Source organism: Curtobacterium sp. MCJR17_043 (genome assembly GCF_003224315.2).
In the GTDB taxonomy this organism is placed as follows: Bacteria; Actinomycetota; Actinomycetes; order Actinomycetales; family Microbacteriaceae; genus Curtobacterium.
On the sequence record NZ_CP126259.1, the window covers coordinates 219,376 to 231,442 of the forward strand.

Annotated in this window: 13 protein-coding genes and 2 pseudogenes; 3 read left to right on the forward strand and 12 right to left on the reverse strand. The window is 72.4% G+C overall.

Annotated elements, in window-relative coordinates:
* Window positions 1-32 precede the first annotated feature (32 nt).
* Window positions 33-551 (forward strand): DUF1697 domain-containing protein, encoded by a 519-nt coding sequence (locus DEJ15_RS01080; protein ID WP_110824450.1) that lies wholly within the window; start codon window positions 33-35, stop codon window positions 549-551.
* Window positions 552-558: 7 nt separating this feature from the next.
* Here DEJ15_RS01080 and budC read toward each other — a convergent pair whose 3' ends face one another.
* The 3 genes and pseudogenes from budC to DEJ15_RS01095 all read right to left on the reverse strand — a co-directional run.
* Window positions 559-1,326 (reverse strand): meso-2,3-butanediol dehydrogenase, encoded by a 768-nt coding sequence (budC, locus tag DEJ15_RS01085; RefSeq protein WP_110824306.1) that lies wholly within the window; start codon window positions 1,324-1,326, stop codon window positions 559-561.
* A 147-nt stretch (window positions 1,327-1,473) separates the two neighbouring features.
* Window positions 1,474-3,918 carry a glycoside hydrolase family 65 protein gene (locus DEJ15_RS01090; protein ID WP_284176262.1) on the reverse strand — a complete coding sequence of 815 codons (2,445 nt, stop codon included), beginning with the start codon at window positions 3,916-3,918 and terminating at the stop codon, window positions 1,474-1,476.
* Between the two features lie 133 nt (window positions 3,919-4,051).
* Window positions 4,052-4,784: pseudogene (locus DEJ15_RS01095) on the reverse strand (HAD family hydrolase); the annotation flags it as partial.
* A 168-nt stretch (window positions 4,785-4,952) separates the two neighbouring features.
* On the opposite strand from DEJ15_RS01095, the gene DEJ15_RS01100 reads away from it, so the two are divergent.
* Complete coding sequence (locus DEJ15_RS01100; protein WP_110824308.1) at window positions 4,953-6,305, forward strand: APC family permease; 1,353 nt, start codon at window positions 4,953-4,955, stop codon at window positions 6,303-6,305.
* Window positions 6,306-6,385: 80 nt separating this feature from the next.
* Here the strand turns inward: DEJ15_RS01100 and DEJ15_RS01105 are convergent, their stop codons facing one another.
* The 7 genes and pseudogenes from DEJ15_RS01105 to DEJ15_RS01135 form a co-directional block, all read right to left on the reverse strand.
* Window positions 6,386-6,733: an alpha/beta hydrolase gene (locus DEJ15_RS01105; protein WP_284175424.1), complete on the reverse strand. Its 348-nt coding sequence runs from the start codon at window positions 6,731-6,733 to the stop codon at window positions 6,386-6,388.
* Between the two features lie 61 nt (window positions 6,734-6,794).
* Window positions 6,795-7,178 (reverse strand): annotated as a pseudogene (locus tag DEJ15_RS17300) (alpha/beta hydrolase); the annotation flags it as partial.
* A gap of 77 nt (window positions 7,179-7,255) precedes the next feature.
* Entirely contained in the window at window positions 7,256-7,633 is a 378-nt protein-coding gene (locus DEJ15_RS01115) for a PepSY domain-containing protein (protein ID WP_284175425.1), read from the reverse strand.
* On the reverse strand, window positions 7,533-7,901 hold the full coding sequence (locus DEJ15_RS01120; protein WP_284175426.1) for a hypothetical protein: 369 nt from the start codon (window positions 7,899-7,901) through the stop codon (window positions 7,533-7,535). The genes DEJ15_RS01115 and DEJ15_RS01120 overlap by 101 nt, the downstream gene beginning before the upstream one ends.
* A gap of 4 nt (window positions 7,902-7,905) precedes the next feature.
* On the reverse strand, window positions 7,906-8,514 hold the full coding sequence (locus tag DEJ15_RS01125) for a sensor histidine kinase (RefSeq protein WP_284175427.1): 609 nt from the start codon (window positions 8,512-8,514) through the stop codon (window positions 7,906-7,908).
* Window positions 8,515-8,527: 13 nt separating this feature from the next.
* A complete protein-coding gene (locus DEJ15_RS01130; RefSeq protein WP_284175429.1) occupies window positions 8,528-9,322 on the reverse strand; it encodes a HAMP domain-containing protein in 795 nt (264 codons plus the stop codon).
* Window positions 9,315-9,992, reverse strand: a complete 678-nt coding sequence (locus tag DEJ15_RS01135) for a response regulator transcription factor (protein WP_110824311.1) — start codon at window positions 9,990-9,992, stop codon at window positions 9,315-9,317. Before DEJ15_RS01135 ends, DEJ15_RS01130 begins: the two co-directional genes overlap by 8 nt.
* A 124-nt stretch (window positions 9,993-10,116) precedes the next feature.
* Between DEJ15_RS01135 and DEJ15_RS01140 the strand changes: the two genes are divergently transcribed.
* Window positions 10,117-10,482, forward strand: coding sequence for an SHOCT domain-containing protein (locus tag DEJ15_RS01140; RefSeq protein ID WP_110824312.1), 366 nt, complete (start codon window positions 10,117-10,119; stop codon window positions 10,480-10,482).
* Window positions 10,483-10,684: 202 nt separating this feature from the next.
* Here DEJ15_RS01140 and hxlA read toward each other — a convergent pair whose 3' ends face one another.
* Both hxlA and hxlB read right to left on the reverse strand, forming a co-directional pair.
* Window positions 10,685-11,314 (reverse strand): 3-hexulose-6-phosphate synthase, encoded by a 630-nt coding sequence (gene hxlA, locus DEJ15_RS01145; RefSeq protein ID WP_110824313.1) that lies wholly within the window; start codon window positions 11,312-11,314, stop codon window positions 10,685-10,687.
* Between the two features lie 26 nt (window positions 11,315-11,340).
* Window positions 11,341-11,913 carry a 6-phospho-3-hexuloisomerase gene (gene hxlB / locus DEJ15_RS01150; protein ID WP_110824314.1) on the reverse strand — a complete coding sequence of 191 codons (573 nt, stop codon included), beginning with the start codon at window positions 11,911-11,913 and terminating at the stop codon, window positions 11,341-11,343.
* Window positions 11,914-12,067 lie beyond the last annotated feature (154 nt).

Genomic DNA, 12,067 nt, shown 5'->3' on the forward strand with positions numbered 1-12,067 from the left:
ACGCCCCGTCCGGCCCGCGCTACCGTCACCACATGACGAGGTGGGTGGCGCTCCTGCGCGGGGTGAACGTGAACGGGATCACCATCCGCAGCGCCGAGCTGGCCGAGCTCGTCCGCGGCCTCGGGCACACCGACGTCCGGACGGTCCTCGCGTCGGGGAACGTCCTCTTCACCGCGGACGACGCCCCCGACGCGGACGCACTCCGGACGACGGTGGAGCAGGCACTCCGCGATCGCTTCGGGTACGACGCCTGGATCGTCCTCGTCCCGCACGCCGCCGTGTCCGGGATCGTCGCGGGCTTCCCGTTCCCGTCTGCGGCGGACCGGCACGACTACGTCGTCTTCGGATCCGAGGACGCCGCGCTCGACGACCTGCTCGACGGCGTCACGGCCGACGGCGTCGAGCAGGTCGCGCGCGGTGACGGCGTCGTCTACTGGTCGTGCCCGAAGGGGTCGAGCACCTCGACGCCCTTCGCGAAGCGCGCCGGGGCCGCCCGCTTCAAGCACACCACGACGACCCGGAACACGAACACGCTCCGCAAGCTCCTCTGACGCAAGGTCAGGCTTGCGGCGGCTGCCCGTTGCTCGCCGTCGTGCCGCCGTCCACGGGCAGGACCGCGCCGGTGATGAACGACGCGTCGTCGCTCGCCAGGAACAGCACCGCGGCCGCGACCTCCTCCGACCGGCCCCCGCGACCGAGGGCGATCCGCTCGGCGAACGCGGCCTTGAGCTCCTCGTCCTCCGCCTGGGACGTCGTCAGGTCGGTCCAGATGAGTCCCGGCGCCACCGCGTTCACCCGCACGCCGTGCTGGCCGTTGTCGAGCGCTGCGGCCTTCGTGAAGTTCGTCACGCCGCCCTTCGCCGCGTTGTACGGGCTCATCCGCCAGTCGGCCGCCAACCCGGACACCGACGAGGTGTTCACGACGGACCCCTTCGTGTCCCGCAGGGCCGGGAGGGCCGCCCGCGTGCCGTAGAACACGCTCGACAGGTCCGTCTCGACGACCCGGCGCCACTCCTCGGGCGCGATCTCGGTGATGTCGCCCGACGTGAACGTGCCGGCGTTGTTGACGAGCACGTCGACGCGACCCCAGCGGTCGATCGCCGCGTCCACGACGGTCGGCCATGCGTCCGGGTCGGCGACGTCCGCCTGCAGCCAGAGCGCCTGCTCGGTCGGCAGGGAGTCGGCGACGTCGCGGACCTTCTCCTCGACGCTGTCCACCAGGACGACGCCGGCGCCCTCGGCGACGAACGCCCGCGCCGTGGCCTCTCCGATGCCGGACCCCGCGCCCGTGACGATCGCGACCTTGCCCTCGAACCGCTTGCCCATGATGTGCTCCTCTCGCGACGGTCGTGCCCGGGGTGGGACGTCATCGGCCCGGAGGGGCACGGGAGACCACGCTGCCCGCCCCGGGCTGGACGGTGGTCCAGGCGGAAGCGGGCAGCGGGACGGGCGGAGGACAGGCCTCCCGACCGGTCAGGAGCTGACGTCGTCCTCCTCGTCGCGCTCCAGCGAGATCGTCGGGATGGAGGCGGTGATCACCGATCCGTCGGCACGGAGCGTGCCCTGGATGTCGCTGGTCGTCGGCGCGTGTCCGCTCATCCGCGGCCCCTGGTGCGGCAGCGGCACGACGGTCGGCTCGTCCGGACGGACCTCGATCGGGGCGTTGTGCACCCACGCGTCGAACCCGCCACCGGTCTCGACCGTGAACGTGAGCGCCTCCTGTGTCAGGTCGACACGGACCCGTGACCCGTTCACGGTGATCCGGAACGTCAGGCGCTCCCAGTCCGCCGGCAGCCGCGGGTTGAACGTGAGCCGTCCACCGTGGTCCCGCATGCCGCCGAAGCCGTTGACGAGCGCGCCCCAGATGCCGCCGGTGGACGCGATGTGCACGCCGTCGGTGGTGTTGCCGTGCAGGTCGGCGAGGTCGACGTAGAGCGCGGTCTGGAAGTACTGGTCGGCGAGCTCGTGGTAGCCGACCTCGGCGGCCATGATCGACTGCACGACGGCGGACAGGGTCGAGTCGCCCGTCGTGAGCGCGTCGTAGTAGTCGAAGTCACGGCGCTTCTCGGCGGGCGTGAACTCGTGGCCCTGCAGGAACAGCGCGAGCACGACGTCGGCCTGCTTGAGTACCTGGAACCGGTAGATCACCAGCGGGTGGTAGTGCAGGAGCAGCGGGCGCTTCGACTCGGGCGTGCGCTCGAGGTCCCACAGCTCCTTGTCGAGGAACTGGGCGTCCTGCGGGTGGATGCCGCGGTGCGGGTCGAAGGGGATCTCCATCGACTCGGCGGCGTGCTCCCAGTTGACGATCTCCTCGGCGTCGAGGCCGGTGCGACGGACCATGCGGGCGTACTCGTCCGGGTCGTCGACCGCGAGCTGCCGGCAGGCGTTCACCGCGGACCACAGGTTCGCCCGCGCCATGACGTTCGTGTACATGTTGTCGTCGACGACCGTCGTGTACTCGTCCGGGCCGGTGACGCCGTCGATGTGGAACTTCTGGTCGCCGTTCGAGCGCCAGAACCCGAGGTCCTCCCACAGCCGCGCGGTCTCGACGAGGATGTCGATCGCACCGCGCTTCAGGAAGTCGGTGTCCCCGGAGGCCCGCACGTACTGCATGAGGGCGTGTGCGATGTCCGCGTCGATGTGGTACTGCGCGGTGCCGGCCGCGTAGTAGGCGCTCGACTCCTCGCCGTTGATCGTCCGCCATGGGAACAGCGCGCCCCGCTGGTTCAGCTCGCGGGCCCGGGAGCGGGCGGCGTCGAGCATGTTGTAGCGGAAGCGGAGAGCGTTCCGGGCGACGATCGGCGCCGTGTACGACAGGAACGGCAGGACGTAGATCTCCATGTCCCAGAAGTAGTGGCCGCCGTAGCCGGAGCCGGTGACGCCCTTCGCCGCGATGCCGTGCCCGTCGGTGCGGGCCGTCGCCTGCGCGAGCTGGAACAGGTTCCAGCGGACGGCCTGCTGGATCTCCGGCTGGCCGGCGACCTCGACGTCGCTGCGGGCCCAGTAGTCGTCGAGCCACTTCCGCTGCTCGCCGAAGACCTGCTCGACGGACTCGTACTTCGCGCGGTCGAGCGTGCGGTCGCAGCGGTCCGCGAGTTCACGCGCCGGGACGCCGCGGGAGGTGTGGTAGACGATGCTCTTGACGAGACGGATCGGCTGCCCGGCCTTCGCCTGCACCCGGTAGACGTGCTTGGCGAGGTCGTCCTCGATGCTCGAGGTCTCGTCCCAGGCGTTCTCGGTCTCGATCCGGTGCTCGACGCCGACGCAGATCGTCATGCCGGAGCTCGACGCCTGGTAGCCGAGCAGGGCGCGGGAGCCCGCGTTCCGCTTCAGCCGCGGCTGGAGCACCCGGTCCGTGAACGACTCGGCCTTGCGCGGGTCGAACGCGGCGGCGGCGGCCTTCATGCCGGCGTGGTACTCGTCGGCGACGTCCTGACGGTTGAGTACCTGGCTCGACAGCAGCACCGACGCGTCGTGGTCGAGCATCGTGACCTCGTAGTCGATGACGGCGAGGTGCCGCTCGACGAAGGACACGAGGCGCCGGGAGCGGATGAGGACCCGCTTGCCGGACGGCGTCGACCACTCGGTCTCGCGCAGCAGGTAGCCGCCGCGGAAGTCGAGCCGGCGGCTGTGGCGGAGGATGTCCGCCTCGGACAGGACGAGCGGCTCGTCGTCGACGTACAGGCGGATGACCTTGGCGTCGGGGACGTTGATGATCGTCTGCCCGGTCTTCGCGAACCCGAAGGCGGTCTCTGCGTGCCGGATCGGCCACGTCTCGTGGAACCCGTTGATGTACGTGCCGTACTGGACGCCGCCGCGGCCCTCGTCGAAGTTGCCGCGGAGGCCGAGGTACCCGTTGCCGACCGCGAAGTTCGTTTCGTCGACGCCCTGCTCGTCGGCGTACTCGGTCTCGATCAGGGCCCACTCGTCGACCGGGTACCGGACGCGGTCGAGGGGGGTCTTCGGTGATGGGGTTCATGCGGTCTTCCGGGGGGTCGACGGGAGGCAGGTCGGCAGCGGGCGCGTCGGTGCCCGCACCGCGCAGGTCGGGCAGCAGGTCGGCGAGGTCGGACACGACGACGTCGGCGCCGTGCTCGCGGAGGGCGTCGACCCCGGCACCGCGGTCCACCCCGACCACCAGGCCGAAGGCACCGTTCCGGCCGGCTTCGACACCGCTCGTCGCGTCCTCGACCACGACGCACTCCGCCGCGGTCAGCCCGAAGCGGGTCGCCGCGTCGAGGTACGTGTCGGGGGGCGGGCTTGCCGGCGAGCCCGTCCGCGCGCGCGACGGCGCCGTCGACGATCACGTCGAAGCGGTCGATGATGCCCGCGGTGCGGAGCACGTGCTTCGCGTTCGCGGAACTCGACACCACGGCGACCTCGTATCCCGCGGCGATCGCTGCGGTGAGGAAGCGCACCGACCCCGGGTACGCGGCCACGCCGTGCTCCTCGAGCTCCGCGGTGAACTCGGCGTTCTTCCGGTTGCCGAGCCCGCAGACGGTGTCCAGGGTGGGGTCGTCCGCCGGGGTGCCCTCGGGCAGGTCGATCCCGCGGTCGTGCAGGAGCGAGCGGACCCCGTCGTACCGCGGCTTGCCGTCGATGAACGCGAAGTAGTCCTGCTCCGTGTACGGCGCGACCCCGTGTGCGGCGAGGTACGGCGTGAAGAGGCGGCTCCAGGCACGCATGTGCACCTCGGCCGTCGGCGTGAGCACACCGTCCAGGTCGAAGAGGAGCGCCCGCTGGTCCGCGAGGCGAGCAGGGGTTCGCCGATCCGACGACGTCATGGGGCAGACCTTCCAGGGAGCGGTGTCGAACACGAGTGCTGCGCGTCCCACTCTAGGACCGGCACGCGGCGCTGTCCTCCAGCGGTGGGTCCACGCTGAGGGGTACGTCCAGTCCGCACGACGCGGACCTGGGGACGCGTCCAGCACCGGGCAGAGACGCTCGCGCTCATGACATCCGACACCACCGCACGGCCGCAGGACGGGACCGGCTCGAAGCTGAAGCAGGCGATCACCGGTCCCCTGCTGTTCCTGTTCATCCTCGGCGACGTCCTCGGCGCGGGCATCTACGCCCTCATGGGGACGCTCTCGAAGGACGTCGGCGGTGCGCTGTGGGCCCCGCTCGTGCTCGCACTGCTCCTGGCCCTGCTCACCGCGGGCTCGTACGCCGAGCTCGTCACGAAGTACCCGAAGGCCGGTGGCGCCGCGGTGTTCGCCGAGCGTGCCTACAAGGTGCCGCTGGTGTCGTTCCTGGTCGGGTTCTCGATGCTCGCCGCCGGTGTGACGAGCGCGGCCGGCCTCTCCCTCGCGTTCGCCGGCGACTACCTCGGCACGTTCATCGACGTCCCGCCCGTCCCCGCCGCGATCGTGTTCCTCGCCCTCGTCGCCTGCCTGAACGCCCGCGGCATCTCGGACTCACTCCGCAGCAACGTCGTGATGACGATCATCGAGCTCTCCGGCCTGGTCATCGTCATCGTGTCGGTCGCCCTGATGATGGGCGGTGGCGGCGGTGACGTCTCCCGCGTCGGGGCCTTCCCGGCGGAGGCGAACCCGGCACTCGCGACCCTCAGCGCCGCGATCGTCGCCTACTACTCGTTCGTCGGCTTCGAGACCTCCGCCAACGTCGCCGAGGAGGTCCGCGAGCCGGCCAAGGTCTACCCCCGTGCGCTGTTCGGCTCCCTCGCCACCGCCGGCGTCGTCTACGTGCTCGTCGCGCTCGCCAGCTCGATCGCGTTGCCCGCGTCGGAGCTGTCCGACTCGAGCGGCCCGCTCCTGGCGGTCGTCGCCGCGACCGGCGTCGGCATCCCGGACGTGGTCTTCAGCCTCATCGCCCTGGTGGCGGTCGCGAACGGTGCCCTGCTCACCATGATCATGGCGAGCCGCGTCACCTACGGCATGGCCGAACAGCGTCTGCTGCCCAGCCTGCTCGGCAAGGTGCTCCCGAAGCGGAAGACGCCGTGGACCGCGATCATCGCCACCACCGTGGTCGCGATGGCGCTCACCCTCGTCGGGGACGTCGGCACGCTCGCCGAGACCGTCGTGCTCCTGCTGCTCTTCGTCTTCATCAGCACGAACGTCGCGGTCCTCGTGCTCCGCAAGGACAAGGTGGAGCACGAGCACTTCCGGGTGTGGACCTTCGTCCCCGTGCTCGGCGTCGCGTCCTGCATCCTGCTGCTCACGCAGCAGAGCGGGCAGGTCTGGCTGTACGCGGCGATCCTGCTGGCCGTCGGCGTGGTGCTGTACTTCATCGCCCGCGCGACCCGCGGCCGCGACCGGACCGCCTCGGGCACGGACGCCCGCTGACGGAGCCGGGACGGGCCTCCCGGCCGACCGCCGGGAGGCCCGCCCCGCGTCGGCCGTGCCCCCCGCGGTCCGTCCAGTGGTCACGTCGCGCACCCGCCGGTCAGCGGAGGTCGCGGACCCAGCTCTCGACGGCGGCGGTGATCGCACGGCCGGACTCGCGGCGGGAGACCGTCGCGGGGGAGGTCGCCGGGCTGGGCGCCGTAGGCCCCGAAGGCGGCGTGGTCCGCGCCGGCGACCTCGGTCATCGTCGCGCTGGCCGGGAGCAGGTCGCGGACGGCAGCGACGTCCTCGGGCGTCGACAGGCCGTCCCGCGAGCCGGAGACGCTGAGCACGTCGAGGTCGCTGTCCGAGCGGTCGTCCGCGCAGTAGCTGCCGAGCAGGAGGAGCCCGGCGACGTCCCGGTCCTCCGCGAGCTGGCACGCCCGCACGCCCCCCGAGTGAGTGCCCGCCGACCGCCCACGTCCGGACGTCGGGCGCATGTGCCTCGAACCGGGCGAGCGGGCGCCGGTCGAAGAACGCGAGGTTGAGCGTCGGCTTCGTGATGACGACCGTCGTGCCGTCCGCGACCACCTGCCGGAACGTCGCCATGTAGGCGTAGGGGTCGACCTTCGCACCGGGCACGAAGACGATCCCGACGCCGTCCGCGATGCCCGTCGGGGTCATCACGACGGCGTCGCCCGCGTCCCGCACGGAGACGCGGTCGTCCCGCCAGACCGTGAGGGCGGCCGACCGGGTGCCCTGCAGGACGATGTGCGCCCAGACGAGGAACACCAGCACGAGCACGAGCAGGACGGCGAGGACCCACGAGACGATCCGGAGGAGCCGTCGCCTCCGGGTCGGACCTCGGCGGTCGGAGCGGGGAGCGGTGCTCATGGCCCGACCGTACCGAGGGCACCCGTGCTGCCGCTGCCGGGCCGGATCAGCGCGGGAACCGCCGGGTGCCCGGGGCGTCAGTCGTCGGTGTCGACGGTGTTCGTGACGACCTTCCCGCTGCCGGCGTCGATGCGGATGCTGTGCGTCGTGCCGGAGCCGTCGAGGACGTCGCCCTCCCAGACCACCGTGCCGGCGTGGTCGTCGAGGCCGAGCTCGGTGACCGTGCCGCGGACGGTCTTCGTCAGGGTCGACGCCGCCTGCGCGACCGACAGGTCCGCGGCGCCGACGAACCGCTCGTTCTCCGCGACGTCGTCCGCATCGGCGGTCTCCTCGGTCGGACCGGCGGTGGTGCGCTCACCGTCGGCGTCGACGTGGACCTCCTGCTCGGCACCGTCGGAGGTGACGATGATGACCTCCCACGAGGTCCCGCCGGCCTCCTGCTCGACCGAGGTCACGGTCCCGGAGCCGACGGCCTCGCGCGCCGTGGCCGCCGCGGCGACGAGGGCGTCCTCCCCCCGGCGCGGCGGCGGCGTCGGTGGTCGTGTCGTCGTCGCCGGTCGCGCCCTCGGTGGCGGAGACGGACGGGGCGGAGGCCGCCGGGGCTGCGACGTCGTCGCGGTCGTCGTCGTCGGTGGCGCACCCGGCGAGCGCCAGCGCTCCGACGAGCGGGAGGGCGGTGACGAGGGCGATGCGGCGGGCGGTGGTCTTCTTCGTGGTCTGCATGGCGTCAGCCTGCCGAGCGAGCACTGAAGCAGACCTGAAGCGGCCTGGGGCGGCCGCACCATCTGGCGACCGGGCACCGGGCGCGACTCAGTCCCGCAGGAGTGGCAGCCGCACGGTGAACCGCGCTCCCCCCCTCGGGAGCGGCCGACACCGCGACGGACCCGCCGTGCCCGCGGACCACGGCGTCGACGATCGCGAGTCCCAGCCCGGAGCCCCCGGCGTCCCGCGCCCGGCCCTCGTCGAGCCGCACGAACCGCTCGAACACGCGCGTCCGGTCGCCCTCGGGGATCCCGCGCCCGTCGTCGTCCACGGTGAGCACCGCATCGCCCGCGACGCTCCCGAGCGCGACGGTCACCGCCCGGTCCGCGTGCCGGACGGCGTTGTCCACGAGGTTCCGCACGACCCGTCCGAGCAGCCGGTCGTCGCCGCGGACCCGGGCCGGTGCGACCCCGGACACGTCGACGTGCACGGTCGCCCGCGGCCGTGACGCCTCCGCGAACACGAGGTCGTCGAGGTCGACGGCACGGTCCCGGTCACGTCCGCGTTCGTCCAGGCGGGTGAGCAGGAGCAGCGACTCGACGAGCTCCTGCAGACGGGCTCCCTCGTCGAGCACGACGTCGGCCAGGTCAGCGGTGTCGGTGACGTGGGGGGTGCGCCCGTGCGACCTCGGCGTGCTGGCGGATCGTCGCGAGCGGGGAGCGGAGTTCGTGCGAGGCGTCGGAGACGAACCGCCGCTGCGCCTGCTGGGACGCCTCGAGCCGGCCGAGCATGCGGTTCATGGTCACGGCGAGCCGGTCGACCTCGTCCCCGGAGCCCGGTTCGTCGACCCGGGCGTGCAGGTTCGTCCCCTCGACGTCGTCGACCTCGCGGCGCATGCGGTCGACCGGACGGAGCGCACGGCCGACGACGATCCAGGTCACGAGCGACATGAGCGCCACGACGACCGGGACGGCGACGACCAGCAGCACGGTCACCGTCTGCACGGCGGCGTCGGCGTCCTCGAGCGGGGCGCCGACGACGAGGACGCCGCCCGTGCCGTCCGGCAGGTCGACGTCGTCGGCGACGACCAGCCACCGTTCACCGTCGTGCCGGTACCGGGACTCCTCGGCGGTGCCGAGCGGCCGGCCGGGGCTGTCCTCCGCCCGCGCCAGCACGCGGCCGTCGTCGCCCTGCAGCTGCGCGAGCACGTCGTCGTCCTCCGCCGTCACCGCACCGGCTCCGTCCGCCTCCACCCGGGTGGCGAGGCCGTCGAGCGTCTGCTCCGCCGACGACCGGACGCCGTCGGACAGCGAGGTCCGCAGGACCCCGACGAACGCGACCGCCCCGATGACGAGGGCGACGAGGACGACGAGGGCCGCGCCTCCCGTCGCACGCGCGCGGATGGAACGAGGGCGACGGGAGGGACGCGACCGCTCAGCCACCGTCGGCGGCGAGACGGTACCCGGCCCCGCGGACGGTCTCGATCGCCGACCGGCCGAAGGGCCGGTCGACCGTGCGGCGGAGGTGCCCGACGTAGACCTCGACGATGTTCGGGTCGCCCGTGAAGTCGTCGTCCCAGACGTTCGCGATGACGTCCCGCTTCGACAGCACCTGCCCGGGGTGCCGCATGAGGTACTCGAGGACGGTGAACTCCCGGCTCGTCAGGTCGAGCAACGTCTCGCCGCGCCAGACACGACGCTCCGCCGGGTCGAGCCGCAGGTCGCCGGCCTGGAGGACCGTGGGACGTTCCCGGGATCCGCGCCGGACGAGCGCACGGAGGCGTGCGACGAGCACCGGGAACGAGAACGGCTTCGTCACGTAGTCGTCGGCGCCGGCGTCGAGGGCGTCGACCTGGTCCCACTCGCCGTCCTTCGCGGTCAGCATGAGCACCGGGGTCCAGTCCTGCTCGGCGCGGAGGGTCTCGCAGACCTTCCAGCCGCTCATGCCCGGCATCATGAGGTCGAGGACGATGGCGTCGTACGGGTTCTCGCGGGCGTACCAGAGCCCGTCGACCCCGTCGTGGGCGACGTCGACGGCGAACCCCTCGGCCTGCAGGCCCTTCCGGATGCCGTCGGCGAGCCGCACCTCGTCGTCGACCACCAGCACGCGCATCGTCCGAGCATGGCGGCGCGGCCTGAACCGGCGCTGAAGCCGGGCCGCGCCGGGGTCCCTCGGACGGGGTGCGGCTCGTCGTCCCTGTCGGGCGCTACTCTCGGCACGACGAGGGGGGCTCTCCATGACCAGCATCGCGTCCGGCTTCGACCCGGCGTTCTCCACCGGTGACGGCTCCTCGCCGGTCGACGACTTCTCGCGGACCTTCTCCACGGCCTCGACGCTCATCACCGTGGTCGGGGTGCTGGTCGTGATCGGCATCCTCGTGTCGATCGGCATCACCGCGTACCGCAGCACCCGGATGGCGAAGCGCGGCCAGAACCCGTTCACGATCGAGGAGGACCTGGCGCACTCCGCGATGCGGTCCCGGGCGCTCGCTCCGATGACGACCCTCGAGCAGCGGTTGGCGGAACTCGACGACCTGCACCGGCGCGGGGTCATCACCGACGAGGAGCACCGCGCGGCGCGGTCGGACGCGCTCCGCACGTAGCGGCCTGCCCCGGTCAGCTCGAGACGCCCCCCGTGTCCCCGTGACGCCCTGTTCTCCTCGAGACGCCGCCGGGTACCGCGCCGTCTCGCCGGCCCAGCGGCGTCTCCGAGGCGGAGCGGCGTCTCGGGGAATGCGACGTGGGCGACACCGCGCACCGGGATCCCGGTGTGCGGTGTCGCCCACATGGCGTGTTGCGAGGGGACTACGCGGCGTCGATCGCGGCGCGGATCTCGGCGGCGGCAGCGCCGACGTCCGAGGCGCTGTAGATCGCGCTGCCGGCCACGGCCACGCGAGCGCCGGCGGCCTTGACGGACGCGACGGACGACGCCTTCACGCCACCGGCGATCGAGAACGGCACACCCGAGGCCTTGCCCTCGTCGAGGAGCGTGTCGAAGGTGAAGCCCTCCTCGGCCTGCTCGTCGAGGCCGGCGTGCACCTCGACGAACTCGACGCCGAGCGCGGTCACCTCGCGGGCACGAGCGGCCTTGTCAGGCACACCGATCAGGTCGACGACGATGCCCTTGCCGTGCTTCTCCGCCGCGGCGACGGCACCGACGATCGTGCTGTCCCCGGCGACGCCGAGCACGGTGACGAGGTCGGCCCCGGCCTGGAACGCCATGTCGGCCTCGAGCTCGCCGGCGTCCATCGTCTTGAGGTCGGCGAACACGATCTTGTCCGGGTGCGCCTCCTTCATCGCGGTGATCGCGGCGACGCCGGCGCTCTTCACGAGCGGGGTGCCGAGCTCGAGGATGTCGACGTGCGGGGCTGCCTGGGCGGCGAGCTCGAGCGCGGTCTCGGTGGACAGGGTGTCGATGGCGAACTGCAGCTGCATGCTGGTGCTTCCTTCTTCCGTGGGGGTCATTCGAGGTTGGCGTGCCGCGGCCAGAGGTCGTCGGCGGAGTGTCCGCTGCGCTGCCAGAGCGCGTGGAACAGCGCGTCGCCGAGCAGGACGACGCCCTGCTCGAACAGGCTGCCCGCGTACTGCGCCGATGCGGTGCCGGAGCGGTCGGTCTTCGTCGCGGCCGGCAGGACGAGGGTGACCTCGGCCAACTCGGCGAGCGGCGACGAGGCCGTGGTCGACACGGCGACGACCTGCGCGCCGACGTCCACCGCGGTCCGCGCGGCCTGCACGATGCTGCCGGTGGTGCCCGAGCCGCTCGCGGTGAGCAGGACGTCGCCCGACTCGATCGCTGGGGTCGTCACCTCGCCGACGACGTGGACGTCGAGCCCGAGGTGCATGAGGCGCATCGCGGTCATGCGCAGCGCGAGCCCGGACCGTCCGGCACCGTGCACGAAGACACGCTCGGCGCCGTCGAGCAGGTCGAGGGCGCGCGCAGCGGGCTCCGGGTCGCTCTCCCCGACCGCGTCGACGAGGTCGTCGAGTTCGTGGCTGACGAGGTCGAGCGCAGCGGTGAGGGTCTGATCGGACATGTCTCGAGCCTGCGCCTGACGGGCGTGGTGCGCCGCTACCCGACACGGCGGGCGTCCCGTCCGAACGGGTGGGTCGGGTCGTCGCGCAGAGCAGGGCGGGTAGGTTCGGGCTCGTGGACGACGAGACGGACCCGGAGACCGGCCGGGAGGCGCG

Excerpts from the sequence above, each read along its gene's own strand:
- DEJ15_RS01140 (WP_110824312.1), top strand. The coding sequence starts at position 10,117 with ATGACCAGCATCGCGTCCGGCTTCGACCCGGCGTTCTCCACCGGTGAC.
- DEJ15_RS01120 (WP_284175426.1), bottom strand. The coding sequence starts at position 7,901 with ATGCAGACCACGAAGAAGACCACCGCCCGCCGCATCGCCCTCGTCACC.
- DEJ15_RS01135 (WP_110824311.1), bottom strand. The coding sequence starts at position 9,992 with ATGCGCGTGCTGGTGGTCGACGACGAGGTGCGGCTCGCCGACGGCATC.
- DEJ15_RS01100 (WP_110824308.1), top strand. The coding sequence starts at position 4,953 with ATGACATCCGACACCACCGCACGGCCGCAGGACGGGACCGGCTCGAAG.
- hxlA (WP_110824313.1), bottom strand. The coding sequence starts at position 11,314 with ATGCAGCTGCAGTTCGCCATCGACACCCTGTCCACCGAGACCGCGCTC.
- budC (WP_110824306.1), bottom strand. The coding sequence starts at position 1,326 with ATGGGCAAGCGGTTCGAGGGCAAGGTCGCGATCGTCACGGGCGCGGGG.
- DEJ15_RS01080 (WP_110824450.1), top strand. The coding sequence starts at position 33 with ATGACGAGGTGGGTGGCGCTCCTGCGCGGGGTGAACGTGAACGGGATC.
- hxlB (WP_110824314.1), bottom strand. The coding sequence starts at position 11,913 with ATGTCCGATCAGACCCTCACCGCTGCGCTCGACCTCGTCAGCCACGAA.